The sequence below is a fragment of the Pseudomonas sp. GW823-FHT05G12 genome, from assembly GCF_058795575.1.
In genome coordinates this window covers 5,799,011-5,820,237 of record NZ_CM179501.1, presented here as the reverse complement: position 1 = coordinate 5,820,237, position 21,227 = coordinate 5,799,011, and the positions used below count along the sequence as shown (strand labels likewise).

Below are 21,227 nucleotides of genomic sequence, written 5' to 3'. Positions count from 1 at the left end.
GGGCCCTTTCGCGGGTAAACCCGCTCCTCAGGATCGGCACTGCCTTGCGCGGTCCCCGTAGGAGCGGGTTTACCCGCGAACGACCGCAAAGCGGTCGCAAATCAGCCACAGAGACATTCAATTTGCCCCACACCCCCCAACGCCGCTGGTACCTCCCGGTCTCCCTGATCGCCGCCTTGGTGCTGCTGCCCCTGAGCGTGCTGCTGTTGTCCTGGCAATCCATCGACCTGCAGATCTGGTCCCACCTGCTCGACACCCAGATGGGGCGCCTGCTCGGCAATACCCTGACCCTGGTGGTGGGCGTGGGCATTGGTGTCACCGTGCTGGGCGTCAGCCTGGCCTGGCTTACCAGCCTCTGCGACTTCCCTGGTCGACGCTGGCTGGACTGGGCGCTGATGTTACCGTTCGCCATCCCGGCCTACGTGCTGGCGTTCGTCTTCGTCGGCCTGCTGGACTTTTCCGGCCCGGTGCAAGGCGCCCTGCGCGAGGTGTTCGGGCCAATGCGCCTGCCTCGGGTGCGTTCCACCGGTGGGGTAATCACCGTCCTGGTGCTGGTCTTCTATCCCTATGTCTACTTGTTGGCGCGCACGGCTTTCCTGGCTCAGGGCAAGGGCCTGATGGAGGCGGCGCGGGTACTCGGGTTATCGCCCCTGCAGGCGTTCTGGCGGGTGGCCTTACCCATGGCTCGGCCGGCGATCGGTGCCGGTATCGCCCTGGCGCTGATGGAAACCCTGGCCGACTTCGGTGCAGTGGCCGTATTCAACTTCGACACCTTCACCACGGCCATCTACAAGACCTGGTACGGCTTTTTCAGCTTGTCCAGTGCGGCCCAGTTGGCCAGCCTGCTGCTGCTGGCGGTGATGTTGGTGCTGTACGGCGAGCGCCGCGCCCGCGGTGCCAGCCGGAGCGGCAACGAACGGCCGCGCGCGCAGGCGCTGTATCACCTGCGTGGTCTCAAGGCGCTGTTGGCCAGTGGCTGGTGCCTGCTGGTGTTCGCCTGCGCTTTCGTCATCCCGCTGCTGCAGTTGCTGGTGTGGTTCTGGCAACGCGGTCGGCATGACCTGGATGAGCGTTATATCGGCCTGGTGCTGCACACCCTGTACCTGGGAAGCATGGCGGCGCTGGTCACGGTATGTGTGGCGCTGCTGCTGGCCTTTGCCCGGCGCCAGGCACCGACGGGCGGTATCCGCGCCGGGGTTGGCCTGGCCAATCTGGGGTATGCCCTGCCCGGCTCGGTGTTGGCGGTATCGATCATGCTGGCCTTCAGTTACCTCGACAACCACCTAGTCATCCCGTTGTCCAGCTGGCTGGGCGGCGCCGGCAAGCCGCTGCTGCTAGGTAGCCTCTCGGCGTTGCTGCTGGCCTACCTGGTGCGCTTCATCGCGGTGGCCTACGGGCCGCTGGAGAGCAGCCTGGAGCGCATCCGCCCGTCACTCCCTGAAGCCTCGCGCAGCCTGGGTGTTGGCGGCGCAAGATTGTTTTTCAAGGTGTATCTGCCGCTGCTGGTGCCGGGGGCACTTGGCGCCGCGCTGCTGGTGTTCGTCGATGTGCTCAAGGAAATGCCCGCCACCTTGCTGATGCGGCCGTTCGGCTGGGACACCCTCGCCGTGCGGGTGTTCGAGATGACCAGCGAGGGCGAGTGGGCGCGCGCCTCGCTGCCGGCATTGACCTTGGTATTGGTGGGCCTGCTGCCGGTCATCGGCCTGATTCGCCGTTCGGCCCGTCGACCCGGTCACAGTCACTGAGGATGTCAGTTTGCGACCTTGCGGCTACAATGCGCGGCATTCGCGCGGCGGGTGTGAGTAACAAGAAAAGCTGACGACCCAACGTCATCGACCGCCGCCGCTTCGCCACGCCCGGAAGGAGAAACCCATGGGACAGCGCACGCTTTTGTATGACCTGCACCTGGCGCTAGGCGCCAAGACGGTCGATTTCGGTGGCTGGGACATGCCCCTGCACTATGGCTCGCAGGTCGAGGAGCACCATCAGGTGCGCAGCGATTGCGGCGTCTTCGATGTTTCTCATATGACCGTGATCGATGTCGACGGCACTGATGCCACTGTTTGGCTGCAGCGCCTGCTGGCCAACGACGTGGCCCGCCTCGACGACACCGGCAAGGCGCTGTATAGCCCGCTGCTGAACGAACAGGGCGGGGTGATCGATGATCTGATTGTCTACCGCACTGAAACCGGCTATCGCCTGGTCACCAATGCCGCCACCCGTGCCAAGGTGCTCGATTGGCTGCAATTGCAACGTGCCGGGTTTTCCGTGGACTTCCAGGTCCGCCCTGATCTGGCCATCCTTGCCATCCAGGGGCCGCGTGCCCGCGAAAAGGTCGCGGCCCTGCTCAGCCCCGCGCGCGCTGCACTCATCCGCGAACTGCGCCCGTTCGAGGGCGTTGCCGACGGCGACTGGTTCATTGCCCGCACCGGCTATACCGGTGAGGACGGCCTGGAGATCATCTTCCCGGGCGATCAGGCGGTGGCCTTCTTCAACGACCTGGTCGGCGCCGGTATCGCCCCAAGCGGCCTGGGCGCCCGCGATACCCTGCGTCTGGAGGCCGGCATGAACCTGTACGGCCAGGACATCGACGAAAACCACACCCCGCTCACCTCCAACCTGGGCTGGAGCATCGCCTGGGAACCGGCCGAGCGCAACTTCATCGGCCGTGTCGGCCTGCTTGCGGAAATCGAGCACGGCGTGCAGGAAAAGCTGGTGGGTCTGGTGCTGGAAGAGCGCGGTGTACTGCGCGCCCATCAGGTCGTGCGTGTAGCCGGCATTGGCGAAGGGGAGATCACCAGTGGTAGTTTCTCGCCTACGCTGAGCAAGTCCATTGCGTTGGCGCGCGTGCCTATGGCTACCGGTGATCGGGCCGAGGTGGAAATTCGCGGCAAGTGGTACCCGGTGCGGGTGGTCAAACCGACCTTCGTGCGCCACGGCAAGATTCTGATCTGAACAATTTATAACCGGCGGGCGTACCGCTGAGCCAATCGAGGAATTCAAGACATGAGCAATATCCCCGCCGAACTGCGTTTTGCCGAAAGCCATGAGTGGGCTCGCCTGGAAGCCGACGGCAGTGTGACCGTGGGTATCAGCGATCACGCCCAGCAAGCCTTGGGTGATGTGGTGTTCGTCGAGCTGGCTGAAGTCGGCAAAGTGTTTGGCGCTGGCGACGCTGCGGGTGTGGTCGAGTCGGTCAAGGCCGCTTCGGACATCTATGCCCCGGTCGGTGGCGAAGTGATTGCGGTCAACGAAGAGCTGGCCGATAGCCCGGAACTGCTTAACGAAGAGCCTTACGGTTCGTGGATCTTCAAATTGAAGCCAAGCAACCCGGCCGAGCTGGACAAGTTGCTGGATGCGGCTGGCTACCAGGCGCTGATTGGCGAGTAAGACCGCGTCGCTTGCTTCGCGGCTAAAGCCGCTCCTACACAGGTACAGCGCTGCATTCGAGACGGGTGCAGCCCCTGTAGGAGCGGCTTTAGCCGCGAAGAGGCCGGGCCTGCAAACAAGTTTCCCCGCACAATCGGCAATCCCTTCCTAGACTTGTAAGTCTCCATGAGGCCTGGTCTAGGAAGAGAGCGTCGTCATGTCCCAGTCGCCATCCCTGCATCAACTGCAAGAGCTCAACCCATTTCTGCGCCGCCACCTGGGCCCCGATGCCACAGAGCAGCAGGCCATGCTCAACGCGCTGGGTATCGCCAGCCGCAACGAGCTGATCGAGCAGACCGTTCCCCCAGACATCCGCCTCAATCGCCCCCTCGACCTCCCAGCGGCACTGGACGAGCAAGCCGCCCTGGCCAAGCTCGCCGGTTACGCCGAACAGAACCAGGTCTGGACCAGCCTCATCGGCATGGGCTACCACGGCACCATCACCCCCACGGTCATCCTGCGCAACGTGCTGGAAAACCCTGGCTGGTACACCGCCTACACGCCCTACCAACCCGAAATTGCCCAAGGCCGGCTGGAGGCGCTGCTGAACTTCCAGCAAATGGTCATCGACCTCACTGGCCTGCCTCTGGCCAATGCCTCGCTGCTCGATGAAGCCACCGCTGCCGCCGAAGCCATGGCCCTGGCCAAGCGGGTGGCACGCAACAAGAGCAACGCCTTCTTTGCCGACGAGCACTGCCATCCGCAGACCCTTTCGGTACTCAAGACCCGCGCCGAGGGGTTCGGCTTCGAGCTGATCGTCGATTCTGTGGATAACCTTGCCAAACACTCGGTGTTCGGCGCTTTGCTGCAGTACCCCGACACCCACGGCGAAGTGCGCGATTTGCGCCCGCTGATCGACCAGTTGCACGGCCAGCAGGCCTTGGCCTGCGTAGCCGCTGACCTGCTGAGCCTGGTGGTGCTGGCACCGCCCGGAGAGCTGGGCGCCGATGTGGTGCTGGGCTCGACCCAGCGCTTCGGTGTGCCGATGGGCTATGGCGGGCCTCACGCGGCCTATTTCGCCTGTCGCGACGACTACAAGCGAGCCATGCCGGGGCGCATCATCGGCGTGTCGCGCGATGCCCGTGGCAACACCGCATTACGGATGGCCCTGCAAACCCGCGAGCAGCATATTCGCCGCGAAAAGGCCAACTCCAACATCTGCACGGCCCAGGTGCTGTTGGCCAACATTGCCGGCTTCTACGCGGTGTACCACGGCCCGGAAGGCCTGCAACGCATCGCGCAGCGTGTGCACCGGCTGACCTTCATCCTGGCTGCCGGCCTTGAGGCCAAAGGCATCAAACGCCTCAATCAGCACTTCTTCGACACCCTTACCCTGAATGTTGGTGGTGCCCAGGCGGCCATCATTGAAAGCGCCGAGGCCGCGCACATCAATTTGCGCATTCTCGGTCGCGGGCACCTGGGGGTGAGCCTGGACGAAACCTGCACCGAACAGACGGTGCTGCGCCTGCTCGACATCTTCCTGGGGGTGGATCATGGCCTGGAAATCACCGCCCTCGACCAGCTGGCCCTGCCTGAAGGCATCCCCGCCAGCCTGGTGCGACGCACGCCATTCCTCGCCCATCCGGTGTTCAACCTGCATCACAGCGAAACAGAGATGCTGCGCTACCTCAAGCAGCTAGAGAACAAGGACCTGGCGCTGAACCAGTCGATGATTCCACTGGGCTCGTGCACCATGAAGCTCAACGCCACCAGTGAGATGATCCCCATCACCTGGCCCGGTTTTGCCCAGCTGCACCCGTTCGCCCCGGCGGCCCAGGCGGCAGGCTACAAGGCGATGATCGACGAACTGGAAAGCTGGCTGTGCGCGATCACCGGCTTCGATGCGATCTGCATGCAGCCCAACTCCGGTGCTCAGGGTGAATACGCCGGCCTGATGGCCATTACCCGCTATCACTGCAGCCGCCACCAGCCGATGCGCACGTTGTGCCTGATCCCGTCGTCGGCCCACGGCACCAACCCAGCGTCGGCACAGATGGCCGGCATGGAAGTGGTGATCGTCGATTGCGACAACGATGGCAACGTCGACCTGGCTGACCTCAAAGCCAAGGCGCACGCGGCCGGGGAGCGTCTGTCGTGCCTGATGATCACCTACCCCTCGACCCACGGCGTGTACGAAGAGGGGATACGCGAAATCTGCGATGTGGTGCACCAGTACGGCGGCCAGGTTTACATGGACGGTGCCAACCTCAACGCCCAGGTGGGCCTGGCGCGCCCCGCAGACATTGGGGCCGATGTTTCACACATGAACCTGCACAAGACGTTCTGCATTCCCCACGGCGGCGGCGGCCCGGGTATGGGGCCGATCGGTATCCGCGCGCACCTCAAGCCGTTCGTCGCCAGCCACCCGGTGGTGCCGGTGCCTGGGTTGGACCCGAACAACAGCGCGGTCAGCGCCGCGCCCTGGGGCAGCGCTAGCATCTTGCCGATCAGCTGGATGTATATCGCCATGATGGGCCCGCAGCTGGCCGACGCCAGCGAGGTGGCTATCCTTTCGGCCAACTACCTGGCCAGCCAGTTGGGCGCGGCGTTCCCGGTGCTCTACCGTGGGCGCAACCAGCGCGTGGCGCATGAATGCATCCTCGACCTGCGGCCGTTGAAAGCGCTGACAGGCATCAGCGAAGAGGACGTGGCCAAGCGCCTGATGGACTATGGCTTCCACGCACCGACCATGTCGTTCCCGGTGCCGGGCACGCTGATGGTGGAGCCGACCGAGAGTGAGTCGAAGGCCGAGCTGGACCGGTTCGTCGAGGCGATGCTGGCGATTCGGGCGGAAATTGACGAGGTACAGCAGGGCAACTGGCCAGCGGAGAACAACCCGCTGAAGCATGCACCGCATACCTTGGCTGATGTGCTGGGGGGGTGGGACAGGCCGTATAGCCTGGAGCAGGCGGTGGCCCCCAGTGCTCACGTGCGCCAGCACAAATACTGGCCGGCGGTGAACCGGGTAGACAACGTGTATGGGGACAGGAACCTGTTCTGTGCGTGTGTGCCGGTGGAGGCTTATCGCTGAGGTAGGTGTTGGATGCTTCGCGGGTGCCTGTAGGAGCGGGTTTACCCGCGAAGCAGGCGACGCAGTTACTCGGCTACTGCATTCTTGGCCAGGATGGCATTGGCCAACTCCATGTCGGAAGCCTGCATCCCTGGGTTCTCTGCCCGTGCCTCGCGCATGGCCGCTTCCAGGAACGGCCCGCGGATCGCGCCTTCGCTGGCGACGAAGCTGCTGGCGTCATCCTGCGCGGCCACTACCAGCTTGTGATCCCGCGAGGTCAGGTAGCTCGATGCCGTGGTAGCACCGGAAGTCATCACGTTACGCCAGAAGGTATCGGCCATGGCCGAGCCAATAGGCAGCGAAAGCAAGGTAGCGGCGGCAATGGCGGTTTTGAGACGCATGTTGAAACACCTCGAAGGGTGATGGTTGAAGATGCGCGCTTGGATCTTTTCAGGCGAGGCAAGTTCCTTGAATACAAAGGACTTTTCGTCAGTTGCAGACACGCAGCACTTCCTCGGCACGGGTCTGCCCAGCGGCCACCTTGGCCTCGCCGCAACGGCGCAGGTCAACCAGGCCATCGGCCAGTGCCTGGCGCCGCAAACGGGTCAGGTCGGCATCAGGGCCGATCAATGCGCGCAAGGTGTCGCTGGGCTCGAGCAGTTCGAATAATCCTGTGCGCCCCTGAAAACCGGTGCCGCGGCAGGCTCGGCAGGTGGCTGATGAACCTGCCTGGCAGTCGGTGCAGACGGTTCGCACCAGGCGCTGGGCCATCACCCCGATAAGCGTCGCCTTGATCAGGTAGTCGGCCACACCCAGCTCTTGCAAGCGGGTAATTGCTGCACAGGCGTCGTTGGTATGCAGGGTCGACAGTACCAGGTGCCCAGTCAGCGCTGCCTGAACTGCCACCAGGGCGGTTTCGCGGTCGCGAATTTCGCCGATCATGATGATGTCGGGGTCTTGGCGCAGCATGGCCCTGACCGCGTTGGCAAACCCCAGGTCCAGCGCGGGCTGTACCTGCAGCTGGTTGAAGGCTGGCTCCAGGCGCTCGATCGGGTCTTCGATGGTGCACAGGTTGACCTGTGGGGTGGCCAGCAGTTTGAGGCTGGTGTACAGCGTGCTGGTCTTGCCGGAGCCGGTGGGGCCGGTGACCAGGATGATGCCTTGGCGCTGACGTAGCAGGCGCTGCCATTGGGCCAGTTGCTGGCCTTGCAAGCCAAGGCGTTCGAAGCCCTCTTGCAACTGTTGCGGGTCGAACAGGCGCAGCACCAGTTTCTCCCCAAACGGGGTGGGCAGGGTCGAAAGCCGCAGCTCCACCTCGCCACCACCGGGCAGGCGGCTTTGCAGCCGGCCGTCCTGCGGCCGACGCTTCTCGGCAACGTCCATGCGGCCCAGGTGTTTCAGGCGGCTGACGAGGGCCAGGGTGACCCCGGCGGGGAAGGCATAGACGGTGTGCAGCAGGCCATCGATGCGGTAGCGCAGCTGGCCCTGTTCGCGGCGTGGTTCCAGGTGGATATCACTGGCGCGTTGCTCGATGGCGTACTGCAACAGCCAGTCGACGATATGCACGATATGCGCGTCGTCTGCGCTGGCCTCGGCCTGGCGTTTGCCCAGCTCAAGCAATTGCTCAAGTTCCCCCAGGCTCGCCGACTGCTGGTATTGCGCGCCTTTTACCGACTGGGCCAGGCGGTGGAACGACTGCGCTGACTGACGGATCTGCTGCGGGCTGGCCAGTACGCGACGGATCGACCGGCCGAGGCTGCGGGCCAGGTCGGCCTGCCAGTCATCCTGGAAAGGCTGGGCGCTGGCGACGGTGACGCTGGAGGCATCAGCCGCGACGATGAGGATGCCGTGGCGCTGGGCGAAGGCTGGGGAGATCAGGCCGGAGACCTGGGGCAGGTCGAGTTGCATGGGGTCGATGCGCAGGTAGGGTTGGCCGACCTTGTCGGCCAGCCACTGGCAAAGGTGCTCCAAGTCCAGGGGCTGGCCGGGGTGCTGGCGGCTTTCCAGGCTGCAGGCGGCAATGTGCTCCAGCGGGTGGCTAGCGGGGTGGGCAGCGGCGTGTTCGAGTACTTGCAGGGTATCGCTGGCGTGCAGGTGCTGGTCAGCGAGCAGGGCCTGGAGCACGCGCTTGAGGTCGAGTGCGGGGTTGTCGGGGGTGTGCATGGTTGGCGTCCGTGCCTGATCGGGTAGTGCTGATCAAGGCTAGCCGGGCGGCTGGAGGCTATCGGAGGTGAAAGGTTTCGGGATTTTGCTGCGCCTGTACCGGACGCTTCGCGGGTGAACCCGCTCCTACAGGGATCGCACGGGCCTTGAAGGGTGGTTCAGACCACTGCCAACGCCACTCGCTGCAAGTTGGTCAGGCTCACCTCACCCACACACACCAGGTTACGCAGTTTCTGTGCAATGACTTCGGCCCGGTGCCAGCTCAACCCGCCAATGCCGATTTCGATATCCAGCCAGTCATCCTGCTGGCTGACCTGCACGCTATGCGGGGTCAGGAACTGCAAGGCGAACAGGTTGAGCACCCGGCACAGGCTATCGGGCTCGGCCTCGGCCTGCAGGCGATAGTGCACGGTGCTGTGGGCGTTGTTGGCGGCCCAGGCGTCGATACGGGGCTGTGCGTTCATACTGGTCTCCGCAAATGAGGGAGAAATTCTTGCACGTTGCTGGCGGTATTTTTTCGCTATGATTGGGTGATTTTGCCCTGTTGGCGAATTTTTTTATTCAAGAAAATATGGAGTGGGGAATAAATAATGCACAGCGAGCTGGACGCCTACGACCGTCGCATCCTCGAGCTGCTGCAGGAGGACGCTTCGCTGTCCAGTGCACAGATCGCCGAGCGCGTCGGGCTGTCGCAATCGCCGTGCTGGCGGCGCATTCAGCGCTTGAAGGAAGAGGGGGTGATTCGTGGGCAGGTGACCTTGCTGGACCGCAAGAAGGTCGGCCTGAACACGCAGATTTTCGCCGAAGTGAAACTGAACGCCCATGGGCGCTCCAACTTTACCGAGTTCACCGAGGCGATCCGCGGGTTCCCTGAGGTGCTGGAGTGTTATGTGCTGATGGGGGCCGTGGACTTTCTGCTGCGAATCGTCACGTCGGACATCGAGGCCTACGAGCGGTTCTTCTTCGAAAAACTGTCGAACGTGCCGGGGATTCAGGAGGTGAATTCGATTGTGGCGCTTTCCGAGATCAAGTCCACCACTAGCCTGCCGCTATCGCGTTGAGGCCATTCGCTCCTACACGGGTGTGCCATTCGCGGGTAAACCCGCTCCTACACCCCACGCCTGGCGCGGATCCTACGTAGGAGCGGGTTTGCCCGCGAAGCAGGCGACGCGGTATCACGCCTTGAGCAGGTGCTTCCAGCCGCGGCTCTGGTCCACCGCCCGAGCCTGTTCGATACGCGCTTCCAGCACTTCATCGCTGATGGGCTGCTCGGCCAGCTCGTGCAGCTTTTTCAGGTCGCCGTACAAGCGGTCCATTTGCGGCGCTTCCAGTACCTGGCGGGCGTGGTGCAGCCAGGCCAGAAGCTGCTCGATACGTGGCAGCTGCTCGGCCAGGTCTTCCGGGCGCTGGGTGTACAGCGGCAGCTTCAGCGCGCGGCCTTCCTCACCCAGCAGGTGCACCAGCCAGCTGGCCAACTGCGCCTTGCCCTGGCGTTCGCCGCGGCCCTTGCGCTCTGCGGTCCAGGTCCGGGCCATCAGCCAGCGTGAGGTTTCCAGCGAGAACTGGCCCCAGCGTACGTCTTCCAGTTCTTCGGTGAACTGCTCGGGCGCGGCGCGACGGATGTCTTCGTCATCGTTGCCGGCCTGCACCAGCGGGCGCCAGTCTTCAAGCAAGGCATCAAGGCTGGCGCGCAGGTCGCGGGTGGTGGCGCGCGGTGCTGCCTGGCCCAGGCTGGCGGTGAGCGCGCGCAGCTCGCTCAGGCACTCGACCCAGTCCTGGAGCAGGCGCCAGTGGCCGTTGTGGCGGTACTGCTCGGCCAGGCGCTGGCTGCTGCCCAGCAGTTGCCAGGCGAGGGCGGCATAGGCGTCGTCCAGGGCCATTTCGGCTTCCAGCGCAGTGTGCGGCAGGTCCAGCTCGTAGCTGTCCGGTTCCAGCAGGCGGTAACCGCGCTCAGCCTTGCTGATGTCACACGGCATCAGTGGCAGGCTGGCGGCCAGCTCTGCGGCCAGTTCCAGCAGGGCTTGCGGTTCACCTTCGCGCAGTTCCAGCTCCAGCTCGCAGATCTCTTCCTTGCGCTTGCCGGCGATCACGAAGCCTTGGTCCAGTGCAGCCTCGATCACCACCTTGCTCTTGCCACGGCCCCAGGCGATTTCGGCGTATTCACGGCTGAAGTCGGTGGTGAACAGCGGCTTGATGGTTTTCTTGTCCAGGTTGGCCAGTTGCTCGGGCCAGCAGGTGGCGTCCAGCTTCTTCAGGTCGAGCTTGACCTTGTCCAGGTTCCATTCGTACTCGTTGCGCTCGGACAGGCCGGCCACGCTCTGGCCGCGGCACTTGAGGGTTTGAATGACAGCGTCGCCATCGCGGCGCAGGCGCAGGGCGACACGGGCGGCGGACAGCTCACGCTCGGGGGTGTCGAAGTACTGGTTGAGCAGTTCACGGGTCTGCCAGCCGGACTTGTTGCGCTTTTTCAGCAGAGGGTGCTCGCGCAGGGCGGCAAGGGTCTCGCGGCTGGCGCGGAGCTTCAGTTCGGTTTCTTTGTGCATCACAGACTCGAAAGAGGGGGCGTGGTTGGCAGAGAGTCTACAGCAGTCAGCCCTCAACGGTTTATTCCAGACAGCGGATAGTCCTATGATGGGCAACGTTTCCGAGGAGTACGCGCATGCCGTTGCCGACGCTGAAAGACCAGTTTGCCGCCTTGATCGCCGCGCCTTCGGTCAGCTGTACCCAACCTGCGCTGGACCAGTCCAACCGCCAGGTTATCGACCTGCTGGCCGGTTGGCTGGGCGACCTGGGTTTCAAGTGCGATATCCAGCAGGTCAGCCCCGGCAAGTTCAACCTGCTGGCCAGCCGTGGCACCGGCCCGGGAGGGCTGGTGCTGGCCGGGCACAGCGATACCGTGCCCTATGACGAACAGCTGTGGGCCAGCGACCCGCTGAAGCTGACCGAGACCGATGGCCGTTGGGTCGGCCTGGGCAGCTGCGACATGAAGGGCTTCTTTGCCCTGGTCATCGAAGCGGTCATCCCGCTGCTGGAGCACGACTTCAAGGAGCCGCTGCTGATCCTTGCCACCTGCGATGAAGAAAGCTCCATGTCCGGCGCCCGTGCCCTGGCCGAGGCCGGCCAGCCACTGGGCCGTGCAGCGATCATCGGTGAGCCTACCGGGCTGCGGCCGATCCGCATGCACAAGGGCATCCTCATGGACCGCATCGACATCCTCGGTCGCAGCGGCCATTCGTCGGACCCAAGCCTGGGCCGCAGCGCCATGGAGGCCATGCATGCGGTCATGGGCGAGCTGATGGGCCTGCGCCAGCAGTGGCAACAAACCTATAGCAACCCGCAATTCACCGTGCCGACCCCGACCATGAACTTCGGCTGCATCCACGGCGGCGACAACCCCAACCGTATCTGCGGCCAGTGCGCCCTGGAGTTCGACCTGCGGCCGCTGCCGGGCATGGACGTGGACCAGCTGCGCGCGGCTATTCGCGAAAAGCTGGTGCCCGTGGCCGAGCGCCATGAGGTGCGCATCGACTACGCGCCGCTGTTCCCGGAGGTGCCGCCATTCGAGCAGGCTGCCGATGTCGAGCTGGTACAGGTCGCGGAGCGCCTGACCGGCCATCGCGCTGAAGCGGTGGCGTTCGGCACCGAAGCACCTTATCTTCAGCAACTGGGCTGCCAGACCATCGTGCTGGGCCCTGGCGACATTGCCTGTGCCCACCAGCCCGGCGAATACCTTGAAATGTCACGAATCGAGCCTACCGTGCGTCTATTGCGTGACTTGATCCGGCACTATTGCCTGCACTAAACGTCAATCGAACTGATTCGTTCCTGCCTAGAGGAGACCGCGCGTGACCGCAAGCCTGTTCCGACGATGATCCTGAACGCCCCCTGCATCGCCGTTCTCCGTCCACTTATCCACAGGCCCTGTCATGCCCGATTACGTCAACTGGCTGCGTCATGCATCCCCCTATATCAATGCCCATCGCGACTGCACCTTCGTGGTCATGCTTCCTGGCGATGGGGTGGAACACCCTAATTTCGGCAATATCGTCCACGACCTGGTGCTGCTGCACAGCCTCGGCGTGCGGCTGGTGCTGGTGCATGGCTCGCGCCCGCAGATCGAAAGCCGGCTGGCCGATCGCGGCCTGACCCCGCACTACCACCGGGGCATGCGTATTACTGATGCGGCCACCCTGGACTGCGTGATCGATGCCGTCGGCGCCCTGCGCCTGGCCATTGAAGCGCGGCTGTCGATGGACATCGCCGCTTCGCCGATGCAGGGCTCGCGCCTGCGCGTGGCCTCCGGCAACCTGGTCACCGCGCGGCCGATCGGCGTGCTCGAAGGCGTGGACTACCACCACACTGGCGAAGTGCGCCGGGTCGACCGCAAGGGCATCAGCCGCCTGCTCGACGAGCGTTCCATCGTGCTGTTGTCGCCCTTGGGCTACTCGCCTACCGGGGAAATCTTCAACCTGGCCTGCGAAGACGTGGCTACCCGCGCGGCCATCGAACTGGGCGCCGACAAGTTGCTGCTGTTCGGCGCCGAGCCGGGCCTGTTGGACGCTGACGGTAGGTTGGTGCGCGAACTGCGCCCGCAGCAGGTTGCTCCGCATCTGCAGCGTCTAGGCAGCGACTACCAGGGCGAACTGCTGGATGCTGCGGCCGAGGCTTGCAAAGGCGGTGTGGCGCGCAGCCATATCGTCAGCTATGCCGAGGACGGCGCGCTGCTCACCGAGCTGTTCACCCGGGGCGGTGGCGGTACGCTGGTGTCGCAGGAGCAGTTCGAAGTGGTGCGCGAGGCGACCATCGAGGACGTCGGTGGCCTGCTGGAGTTGATCAGCCCGCTGGAAGAGCAGGGCATCCTGGTGCGCCGCTCGCGCGAAGTGCTGGAGCGAGAGATCGAGCAGTTCAGTGTGGTCGAGCGCGAGGGCATGATCATCGCCTGTGCGGCGCTGTACCCGATTGCCGACTCCGAGGCCGGGGAGCTCGCTTGCCTGGCGGTGAACCCGGAGTACCGCCATGGCGGGCGTGGCGATGAGCTGCTGGAACGCATCGAGAGCCGGGCACGGCAGATGGGCTTGAGTACTTTGTTCGTGCTGACTACGCGCACTGCGCACTGGTTCCGCGAGCGCGGCTTTGCGCCGAGTGGCGTGGAGCGGCTGCCGGCGGCGCGGGCTTCGCTGTACAACTACCAGCGCAATTCGAAGATTTTCGAGAAGCCCCTGTAAGCCTGGGCCGCCCTCTTCGCGGGCACGCCCGCTCCCACAGGTAAGTCACAGGCTTCAGCCCTCGAAATTACCCTGTGGGAGCGGGCGACACCGGTCTCAAACAAAAAACGCCGCCCTTGAGGGGCGGCGTTTTCGTTTACACGGTATGCAGGTACCAGTTGTACTCGAGGTCGGAGATCGAGTGCTCGAACTCTTCCAGCTCGCTTTCCTTGCACGCGACAAAGATGTCGATGTACTTCGGATCGATGTACTTGTTCAGGATCTCGCTGTCGTCCAGCTCGCGCAGGGCATCGCGCAGGTTGTTCGGCAGGCTCTGCTCCAGCTGCTCGTACGAGTTGCCTTCGATCGGCGCGCCTGGCTCGATCTTGTTGGTCAGGCCATGGTGCACGCCAGCCAGTACGGCAGCCATCATCAGGTACGGGTTGGCGTCGGCACCGGCGACGCGGTGCTCGATGCGCACGGCATCGGCCGAGCCGGTCGGTACGCGCAGCGCTACGGTGCGGTTGTCCAGGCCCCAGCTTGGCGCGTTCGGCACGTAGAACTGCGCGCCAAAGCGGCGGTACGAGTTGACGTTCGGGCAAAGGAAGGCCATGGACGCGGGCAGGGTCTCGAGCACACCGCCGACAGCGTGACGTAGCGCGGCGTTCTGCTCGGGATCCTCGCTGGTGAAGATGTTGTTGCCATCTTTGTCCAGCACGGAAATGTGCACGTGCAGGCCGTTGCCTGCCTGGCCCGGGTAGGGCTTGGCCATGAAGGTGGTGTCCATTTCATGGTCGTAGGCGATGTTCTTGATCAACCGCTTGAGCAGTACCGCGTAGTCGCAGGCCTTGAGCGGGTCGGCCACGTGGTGCAGGTTGACTTCGAACTGCGCCGGGGCGCTTTCCTTGACGATGGCGTCGGCCGGAATGCCTTGTTCTTTCGCGCCTTCGAGGATGTCCTGCAGGCAGTCGGCATATTCGTCGAGGTCGTCGATCAGGTACACCTGGGTCGACTGCGGGCGTTTGCCCGAAATTGGCGAGCGTGGTGGCTGCGGGCGGCCGTTCACGTTCTCCTGGTCGATCAGGTAGAACTCCAGCTCGAATGCGGCGCAGATAGTCAGGCCCAGTTCGTCGAACTTGGTCACCACCTGACGCAGCACTTCGCGCGGGTCGGCGAAGAAGGGCTCGCCTTCCAGCTCGTGCATGGTCATCAGCAGCTGGGCGGTGGGGCGCTTTTGCCATGGCTCGTTACAGAGCGTGTCGGGGATTGGATAGCAGATGCGGTCAGCATCGCCGATGTCCAGGCCCAGCCCGGTGCTTTCGACGGTGGAACCGTTGATGTCCAGGGCAAAGAGGGAGGCCGGCAGATTGATGCCTTTCTCGTAAACCTTGTGGAGGCTGGTGCGCTCTATGCGCTTGCCACGCACCACACCATTCATATCTGCAATCAGAAGGTCAACGTAGAGAACCTCAGGATGTTCCTTAAGGAACGCGTTCGCTTCGTTAAGCTGAACGGCACGCGGGGGTACCGACATGATGCAACACCTTTGTTGTTAAAAATATCAATCAAGGGGGGCTTGCAAGACCAGTCAATCGAAAAGAGATACTGATGTCAAGCCGACCCCATGATGCCCTGAAATGGCACATCTACGGCAGATTTGCTGCATATCGGGGCAATCCATTATCCGCTATTTCCCGGGTAAAGGGCTATCTCCGGTGCGCCGTGTTTTATTTTTTACGGAGGTGTTGTGTAAAAAAATGAACAAGGCTAAGCTCGGTTTCAACCCAAAACACAATAATACGAGGGTCACATGGTCCGCTTGCCGCGACCTGAAAGCATTGCCTGCGCAGTGCCATCGGGTACATCCGTCGTTTTTGCAAGCTTCGTCAATGGCGTGGTCGCCCTGGCCGCAATAATTGACGTTTCGCGTTCCCGGACCGGTCCTCGCAGCGGCTTGCCGCCTTTCGCTTCACCTTCCTGCCTTTTGAACTCATTACGGACACAGCTGATTTCAGTGTATCCACTGTGGCTCTGCGCGTGGGTTTTTGCTTTAGCAATCGACTCCATCCAGAATCAAGTCGCGGACCACCTTACCTCCTGAGGTATTTATGAGTAACAACCTCGACCAGCTCACCGATTGGTTGAAAGAGCACAAGATCACCGAAGTCGAATGCATGATCAGCGACCTGACCGGCATCACACGCGGCAAGATTTCGCCAACCAACAAATTCATCGCTGAAAAAGGCATGCGGCTGCCCGAGAGCGTGCTGCTGCAGACCGTGACCGGCGACTACGTCGACGACGACATCTATTACGAACTGCTCGACCCGGCAGACATCGACATGATCTGCCGCCCTGACGAGAACGCCGTGTTCCTCGTGCCGTGGGCCATCGAGCCGACCGCACAGGTCATCCACGACACCTACGACAAGAAGGGCAACCCGGTCGAACTGTCGCCGCGCAACGTGCTGAAGAAAGTGCTCAAGCTATACGCTGACAAGGGCTGGCAGCCGATCGTCGCCCCCGAGATGGAGTTCTACCTGACCAAGCGCAGCGAAGACCCGGACTTTCCGCTGCAGCCCCCGGTAGGCCGTTCCGGTCGCCCGGAAACCGGTCGTCAGTCGTTCTCGATCGAAGCTGCCAACGAATTCGACCCGCTGTTCGAAGACGTCTACGACTGGTGCGAGCTGCAGCAGCTGGACCTCGACACGCTGATCCACGAAGACGGCACGGCGCAGATGGAAATCAACTTCCGTCACGGCGACGCCCTGCACCTGGCCGACCAGATCCTGGTGTTCAAGCGCACCATGCGCGAGGCGGCGCTCAAGCACAACGTGGCTGCCACCTTCATGGCCAAACCGATGACCGGCGAGCCGGGCAGTGCCATGCACCTGCACCAGAGTGTGGTCGACGTGGCCACCGGCAAGAACATCTTCAGCAATGAAGACGGCAGCATGAGCGCGCTGTTCCTCAACCATATTGGCGGCCTGCAGAAGTTCATCCCCGAGGCGCTGCCGCTGTTCGCTCCCAACGTCAACTCGTTCCGCCGCTTCCTGCCCGACACTTCGGCGCCGGTGAACGTGGAGTGGGGCGAAGAAAACCGCACCGTCGGCCTGCGTGTACCGGATGCCGGCCCGCAAAGCCGGCGCGTCGAAAACCGCCTGCCGGGCGCCGACGCCAACCCGTACCTTGCCATCGCCGCCAGCCTGCTGTGTGGCTACATCGGCATGGTCGAAAGTATCGAGGCCAGCGCGCCAGTGCAGGGCCGTGGTTACGAACGCCGCAACCTGCGCCTGCCCCTGACCATCGAAGACGCCTTGGAACGCATGGAAAACAGCCGTGCGCTGGTGCAGTACCTGGGCAAGAAATTCATCACCGGGTATGTCGCTACCAAGCGCGCCGAGCACGAAAACTTCAAGCGTGTCATCAGTTCGTGGGAGCGTGAGTTCCTGCTGTTCGCTGTCTGATCAACCCTGGTGCCGCAGGAGCGCGGCGGTCCAATAACGGAGAAGCACATGAGCGTCAACAACCCGCAAACCCGTGAATGGCAAACCCTGAGCGGGGAGCATCACCTCGCACCTTTCAGTGACTACAAGCAGCTGAAGGAGAAGGGGCCGCGCATCATCACCAAGGCCCAGGGTGTGCATTTGTGGGATAGCGAGGGGCACAAGATCCTCGACGGCATGGCCGGTCTATGGTGCGTGGCGGTCGGCTACGGACGTGAAGAGCTGGTGCAGGCGGCGGAAAAACAGATGCGCGAGCTGCCGTACTACAACCTGTTCTTCCAGACCGCTCACCCGCCTGCGCTCGAGCTGGCCAAGGCGATCACCGACGTGGCGCCGAAAGGTATGACCCATGTGTTCTTCACCGGCTCCGGCTCCGAAGGCAACGACACTGTGCTGCGCATGGTGCGTCACTACTGGGCGCTGAAGGGCAAACCGCACAAGCAGACCATCATCGGCCGCATCAACGGTTACCACGGCTCCACCTTCGCCGGTGCATGCCTGGGCGGCATGAGCGGCATGCACGAGCAGGGTGGCCTGCCGATCCCGGGCATCGTGCACATCCCTCAGCCGTACTGGTTCGGCGAGGGTGGCGACATGACCCCTGATGAATTCGGTGTCTGGGCCGCCGAGCAGTTGGAGAAGAAGATCCTCGAAGTCGGCGAAGACAACGTCGCTGCCTTCATCGCCGAGCCGATCCAGGGCGCTGGTGGCGTGATCATCCCGCCGGAAACCTACTGGCCGAAGGTGAAGGAGATCCTCGCCAGGTACGACATCCTGTTCGTCGCCGACGAGGTGATCTGCGGCTTCGGCCGTACCGGCGAGTGGTTCGGCTCGGACTACTACGACCTCAAGCCCGACCTGATGACCATCGCGAAAGGCCTGACCTCCGGTTACATCCCCATGGGCGGTGTGATCGTGCGTGACACCGTGGCCAAGGTGATCAGCGAAGGCGGCGACTTCAACCACGGTTTCACCTACTCCGGCCACCCGGTGGCGGCCGCGGTGGGCCTGGAAAACCTGCGCATTCTGCGTGACGAGAAAATTGTCGAGAAGGCGCGCACGGAAGCGGCACCGTATTTGCAAAAGCGTTTGCGCGAGCTGCAGGACCATCCACTGGTGGGTGAAGTGCGCGGCCTGGGCATGCTGGGTGCGATCGAGCTGGTCAAGGACAAGGCCACCCGCAGCCGTTACGAGGGCAAGGGCGTTGGCATGATCTGTCGCACCTTCTGCTTCGAGAACGGCCTGATCATGCGTGCGGTGGGTGACACCATGATCATCGCGCCGCCGCTGGTAATCAGCCATGCGGAGATCGACGAACTGGTGGAAAAGGCGCGCAAGTGCCTGGACCTGACCCTTGAGGCGATTCAATAAGCGTTTGCTAGGCTAGCGTTGTGACATTAAGTCGTTACATGGCCCTGCTTTCCTTGATACAGGGCCTTGTAACTTGCCAGACTAGCGACTGTTTCAGTCGCCGCGCGCTCTGCACCGTGGGTTCTGGCTGCTGGACAGTTGCTAAATAAAAATTCTGGAGCATTACGCATGAATAAAATGGGCAAGACGTTGCTGGCCGCCGCCCTGATGGGTGCCATGGCCTCCGCTGTTCAGGCTGAAGACAAAGTGTTGAACGTCTATAACTGGTCGGACTACATCGCTCCGGACACCATCGCCAAGTTCGAGAAGCAGACGGGGATCAAGGTCAAGTACGACGTCTTCGACAGCAACGAAACCCTGGAAGCCAAGCTGCTGGCAGGCAAGTCGGGCTATGACATCGTCGTGCCTTCGAACAATTTCCTGGCCAAGCAGATCAAGGCGGGCGTGTACGAGGAGCTGGACCGTTCCAAGCTGCCGAACTGGAAGAACCTCGATCCTGACCTGCTCAAGGCCGTTGGCGATGCCAGCGACAAGGACAACAAGCATGCCTTCCCTTATATGTGGGGCTCGATCGGCATCGGCTACAACCCGGAGAAGGTCAAGGCTGCGCTGGGCGTGGACAAGATCGATTCGTGGGACGTGGTGTTCAAGCCTGAGAACATCGCCAAGCTCAAGAGCTGCGGCGTGAGCTTCCTCGACGCCCCGACCGAAATGCTCCCGGCTGCGCTGCACTACCTCGGCAAACCGACCGACAGCACCAAGAAAGAAGACCTGAAGGCCGCCGAGGACCTGTTCCTCAAGATCCGTCCTTCGATCACCTACTTCCACTCGTCCAAGTACATCGGCGACATGGCCAACGGCAACATCTGTGTAGCCGTCGGTTACTCGGGTGACCTGGAGCAGTCCAAGGCCCGTGCCCATGAAGCGGGCGACAAGGTCAAAGTGGACTACGTCATTCCGAAGGAAGGTGCCGGTACTTTCTACGACATGGTCGCCATCCCGAAAGATGCCGAACATAAAGACGCTGCCTACCAGTTCATGAACTTCCTGATGCAGCCGGAAATCATGGCTGAAATCACCAACGCCGTACGCTTCCCGAACGGTAACGCTGCTGCCACCCCGTTCGTGGACAAAGACATCACCAGCGACCCAAGCATCTACCCGCCTGCCGAAGTGAAGAAGCAGCTGTACGCGATCGCTGCGCCTGACGCTTCTGTGCAGCGAGTGATCACCCGCAGCTGGACGAAGATCAAGTCGGGCAAGTAAGCCCGATGCGACAGCTCTGGGCCGGGTTTTTCGGCCCAGAGCCATTGAAAGGTAATTGATGATTGCGGCATCGAAGCTGCGAAGTTAAGTTGCGCGCCGGTTTTGCGTGTGCGGCAGCATTGTCGCTACCCAGGCACTGATTGTGAGGACCCCCACTTGTCTATTTCTGTATTCCGCAAGGCCTTGATGGCTGGCGCGGGCCTGACGCTGGCATGCAGCGTCCAAGCGGCGCCGACGGTGCACTTCTATAACTGGTCCGACTACATCGGCCCGACCACACTCGCGGACTTCGAGAAAGCCACGGGCATCAAGCCTGTGCAAGACGTGTTCGACTCCAACGAAACCCTGGAAGGCAAGCTGCTGGCCGGTAACACCGGCTATGACGTGGTGGTGCCGTCCAACCATTTCCTCGGCAAGCAGATCAAGGCGGGCGCCTTCCAGAAGCTCGACAAGAACCTGCTGCCCAACTATTCCAATCTCGACCCGGCGTTGATGAAGCGCCTGGAAAAGAACGACCCGGGCAACCAATACGCGGTGCCTTACCTGTGGGGTACCAACGGCATCGGTTACAACGTCGACAAGGTCAAGGCCGCGCTGGGCGTGGACACCATCGACTCCTGGGCCGTGCTGTTCGAACCCGAAAACATGAAGAAGCTCTCCAAGTGCGGTGTGGCCTTCCTCGACTCGGCGGACGAAATGCTGCCAGCGGTGCTCAACTACATGGGCCTCAACCCGAACAGCACCGACCCCAAGGATTACGCCAAGGCCGAGCAGAAGCTGCTGGCGGTGCGCCCGTACGTAACCTACTTCCACTCGTCCAAGTACATCACCGACCTGGCCAATGGCGACATCTGCGTCGCGGCAGGTTTCTCGGGTGATGTATTCCAGGCCAAGGCCCGCGCTGAAGAAGCGAAGAAGGGTGTGAACCTGGCCTACGCCATTCCCAAGGAAGGCGGCAACCTCTGGTTCGACGTGCTGGCGATCCCCAGGGACGCCAAGAACGTCAAAGAGGCGCATGCCTTCATCAACTATTTGCTGAAACCTGAGGTTATCGCCCAGGTCAGTGATTACGTCGGTTACGCCAACCCGAACCCCAAGGCTGGCGCCCTGATGGACCAGGCCGTAAGGACTGACGCCGCGGTTTACCCACCGCAGGAAGTACTGGACAAGATGTTCGTGAACTCAGAGTTGCCACCCAAGGTGCAACGGCTGATGACCCGCAGCTGGACCAAGGTCAAGTCGGGCAAGTAAAAAATCCAGACCCGCGACGGCGCCGTA

17 protein-coding genes are annotated in these 21,227 nt (G+C 62.6%); 11 read left to right on the top strand and 6 right to left on the bottom strand.

What is annotated here, in order from left to right; genetic code table 11:
• Window positions 1–122: 122 nt before the first annotated feature.
• The 4 genes from AC3RCM_RS26435 to gcvP all read left to right on the top strand — a co-directional run bounded on the left by AC3RCM_RS26435 (window position 123) and on the right by gcvP (window position 6,460).
• Entirely contained in the window at window positions 123–1,745 is a 1,623-nt protein-coding gene (locus AC3RCM_RS26435) for an ABC transporter permease (RefSeq protein ID WP_129931909.1), read from the top strand.
• A gap of 127 nt (window positions 1,746–1,872) precedes the next feature.
• On the top strand, window positions 1,873–2,955 hold the full coding sequence (gene gcvT, locus AC3RCM_RS26430) for a glycine cleavage system aminomethyltransferase GcvT (RefSeq protein WP_020191592.1): 1,083 nt from the start codon (window positions 1,873–1,875) through the stop codon (window positions 2,953–2,955).
• A 51-nt stretch (window positions 2,956–3,006) separates the two neighbouring features.
• Window positions 3,007–3,390, top strand: coding sequence for a glycine cleavage system protein GcvH (gene gcvH, locus AC3RCM_RS26425; protein ID WP_020191591.1), 384 nt, complete (start codon window positions 3,007–3,009; stop codon window positions 3,388–3,390).
• 196 nt (window positions 3,391–3,586) lie between these two features.
• Window positions 3,587–6,460: an aminomethyl-transferring glycine dehydrogenase gene (gene gcvP / locus AC3RCM_RS26420; RefSeq protein ID WP_492629274.1), complete on the top strand. Its 2,874-nt coding sequence runs from the start codon at window positions 3,587–3,589 to the stop codon at window positions 6,458–6,460.
• Window positions 6,461–6,525: 65 nt separating this feature from the next.
• Here the strand turns inward: gcvP and AC3RCM_RS26415 are convergent, their stop codons facing one another.
• The 3 genes from AC3RCM_RS26415 to AC3RCM_RS26405 all read right to left on the bottom strand — a co-directional run bounded on the left by AC3RCM_RS26415 (window position 6,526) and on the right by AC3RCM_RS26405 (window position 9,066).
• Window positions 6,526–6,840: a DUF2388 domain-containing protein gene (locus tag AC3RCM_RS26415; protein ID WP_004575834.1), complete on the bottom strand. Its 315-nt coding sequence runs from the start codon at window positions 6,838–6,840 to the stop codon at window positions 6,526–6,528.
• An 88-nt stretch (window positions 6,841–6,928) separates the two neighbouring features.
• Window positions 6,929–8,602 (bottom strand): GspE/PulE family protein, encoded by a 1,674-nt coding sequence (locus tag AC3RCM_RS26410; protein WP_457251874.1) that lies wholly within the window; start codon window positions 8,600–8,602, stop codon window positions 6,929–6,931.
• 158 nt (window positions 8,603–8,760) lie between these two features.
• Window positions 8,761–9,066 carry an ACT-like domain-containing protein gene (locus tag AC3RCM_RS26405; RefSeq protein ID WP_064491258.1) on the bottom strand — a complete coding sequence of 102 codons (306 nt, stop codon included), beginning with the start codon at window positions 9,064–9,066 and terminating at the stop codon, window positions 8,761–8,763.
• 126 nt (window positions 9,067–9,192) lie between these two features.
• Here AC3RCM_RS26405 and AC3RCM_RS26400 point away from each other — a divergent pair, with 126 nt between their 5' ends.
• Window positions 9,193–9,663 (top strand): Lrp/AsnC family transcriptional regulator, encoded by a 471-nt coding sequence (locus AC3RCM_RS26400; protein ID WP_003253717.1) that lies wholly within the window; start codon window positions 9,193–9,195, stop codon window positions 9,661–9,663.
• Window positions 9,664–9,777: 114 nt separating this feature from the next.
• Here AC3RCM_RS26400 and AC3RCM_RS26395 read toward each other — a convergent pair whose 3' ends face one another.
• Entirely contained in the window at window positions 9,778–11,145 is a 1,368-nt protein-coding gene (locus tag AC3RCM_RS26395) for a CYTH domain-containing protein (RefSeq protein ID WP_064491257.1), read from the bottom strand.
• 116 nt (window positions 11,146–11,261) lie between these two features.
• Between AC3RCM_RS26395 and argE the strand changes: the two genes are divergently transcribed.
• Window positions 11,262–12,404 (top strand): acetylornithine deacetylase, encoded by a 1,143-nt coding sequence (gene argE, locus AC3RCM_RS26390; protein ID WP_020193884.1) that lies wholly within the window; start codon window positions 11,262–11,264, stop codon window positions 12,402–12,404.
• A gap of 124 nt (window positions 12,405–12,528) precedes the next feature.
• Window positions 12,529–13,827, top strand: coding sequence for an amino-acid N-acetyltransferase (argA, locus tag AC3RCM_RS26385; protein WP_003253723.1), 1,299 nt, complete (start codon window positions 12,529–12,531; stop codon window positions 13,825–13,827).
• A 136-nt stretch (window positions 13,828–13,963) separates the two neighbouring features.
• On the opposite strand, the gene AC3RCM_RS26380 is transcribed toward argA, so the two are convergent.
• Both AC3RCM_RS26380 and AC3RCM_RS26375 read right to left on the bottom strand, forming a co-directional pair.
• On the bottom strand, window positions 13,964–15,340 hold the full coding sequence (locus tag AC3RCM_RS26380; protein ID WP_010955711.1) for a glutamine synthetase family protein: 1,377 nt from the start codon (window positions 15,338–15,340) through the stop codon (window positions 13,964–13,966).
• A gap of 272 nt (window positions 15,341–15,612) precedes the next feature.
• A complete protein-coding gene (locus tag AC3RCM_RS26375; RefSeq protein WP_020193883.1) occupies window positions 15,613–15,873 on the bottom strand; it encodes a hypothetical protein in 261 nt (86 codons plus the stop codon).
• 41 nt (window positions 15,874–15,914) lie between these two features.
• On the opposite strand from AC3RCM_RS26375, the gene AC3RCM_RS26370 reads away from it, so the two are divergent.
• The 4 genes from AC3RCM_RS26370 to AC3RCM_RS26355 all read left to right on the top strand — a co-directional run bounded on the left by AC3RCM_RS26370 (window position 15,915) and on the right by AC3RCM_RS26355 (window position 21,200).
• Window positions 15,915–17,273, top strand: coding sequence for a glutamine synthetase family protein (locus AC3RCM_RS26370; RefSeq protein WP_492629273.1), 1,359 nt, complete (start codon window positions 15,915–15,917; stop codon window positions 17,271–17,273).
• A gap of 48 nt (window positions 17,274–17,321) precedes the next feature.
• On the top strand, window positions 17,322–18,683 hold the full coding sequence (locus AC3RCM_RS26365) for an aspartate aminotransferase family protein (RefSeq protein WP_010955709.1): 1,362 nt from the start codon (window positions 17,322–17,324) through the stop codon (window positions 18,681–18,683).
• A gap of 168 nt (window positions 18,684–18,851) precedes the next feature.
• Window positions 18,852–19,949, top strand: a complete 1,098-nt coding sequence (locus AC3RCM_RS26360; RefSeq protein ID WP_014592782.1) for a polyamine ABC transporter substrate-binding protein — start codon at window positions 18,852–18,854, stop codon at window positions 19,947–19,949.
• Between the two features lie 156 nt (window positions 19,950–20,105).
• A complete protein-coding gene (locus AC3RCM_RS26355) occupies window positions 20,106–21,200 on the top strand; it encodes a polyamine ABC transporter substrate-binding protein (RefSeq protein ID WP_492629272.1) in 1,095 nt (364 codons plus the stop codon).
• Window positions 21,201–21,227 lie beyond the last annotated feature (27 nt).

Excerpts from the sequence above, each read along its gene's own strand:
- argA (WP_003253723.1), top strand. The coding sequence starts at position 12,529 with ATGCCCGATTACGTCAACTGGCTGCGTCATGCATCCCCCTATATCAAT.
- gcvP (WP_492629274.1), top strand. The coding sequence starts at position 3,587 with ATGTCCCAGTCGCCATCCCTGCATCAACTGCAAGAGCTCAACCCATTT.
- AC3RCM_RS26395 (WP_064491257.1), bottom strand. The coding sequence starts at position 11,145 with ATGCACAAAGAAACCGAACTGAAGCTCCGCGCCAGCCGCGAGACCCTT.
- gcvH (WP_020191591.1), top strand. The coding sequence starts at position 3,007 with ATGAGCAATATCCCCGCCGAACTGCGTTTTGCCGAAAGCCATGAGTGG.
- AC3RCM_RS26410 (WP_457251874.1), bottom strand. The coding sequence starts at position 8,602 with ATGCACACCCCCGACAACCCCGCACTCGACCTCAAGCGCGTGCTCCAG.
- AC3RCM_RS26370 (WP_492629273.1), top strand. The coding sequence starts at position 15,915 with ATGAGTAACAACCTCGACCAGCTCACCGATTGGTTGAAAGAGCACAAG.
- gcvT (WP_020191592.1), top strand. The coding sequence starts at position 1,873 with ATGGGACAGCGCACGCTTTTGTATGACCTGCACCTGGCGCTAGGCGCC.
- AC3RCM_RS26375 (WP_020193883.1), bottom strand. The coding sequence starts at position 15,873 with ATGGAGTCGATTGCTAAAGCAAAAACCCACGCGCAGAGCCACAGTGGA.
- argE (WP_020193884.1), top strand. The coding sequence starts at position 11,262 with ATGCCGTTGCCGACGCTGAAAGACCAGTTTGCCGCCTTGATCGCCGCG.
- AC3RCM_RS26380 (WP_010955711.1), bottom strand. The coding sequence starts at position 15,340 with ATGTCGGTACCCCCGCGTGCCGTTCAGCTTAACGAAGCGAACGCGTTC.
- AC3RCM_RS26415 (WP_004575834.1), bottom strand. The coding sequence starts at position 6,840 with ATGCGTCTCAAAACCGCCATTGCCGCCGCTACCTTGCTTTCGCTGCCT.
- AC3RCM_RS26405 (WP_064491258.1), bottom strand. The coding sequence starts at position 9,066 with ATGAACGCACAGCCCCGTATCGACGCCTGGGCCGCCAACAACGCCCAC.
- AC3RCM_RS26365 (WP_010955709.1), top strand. The coding sequence starts at position 17,322 with ATGAGCGTCAACAACCCGCAAACCCGTGAATGGCAAACCCTGAGCGGG.
- AC3RCM_RS26400 (WP_003253717.1), top strand. The coding sequence starts at position 9,193 with ATGCACAGCGAGCTGGACGCCTACGACCGTCGCATCCTCGAGCTGCTG.
- AC3RCM_RS26360 (WP_014592782.1), top strand. The coding sequence starts at position 18,852 with ATGAATAAAATGGGCAAGACGTTGCTGGCCGCCGCCCTGATGGGTGCC.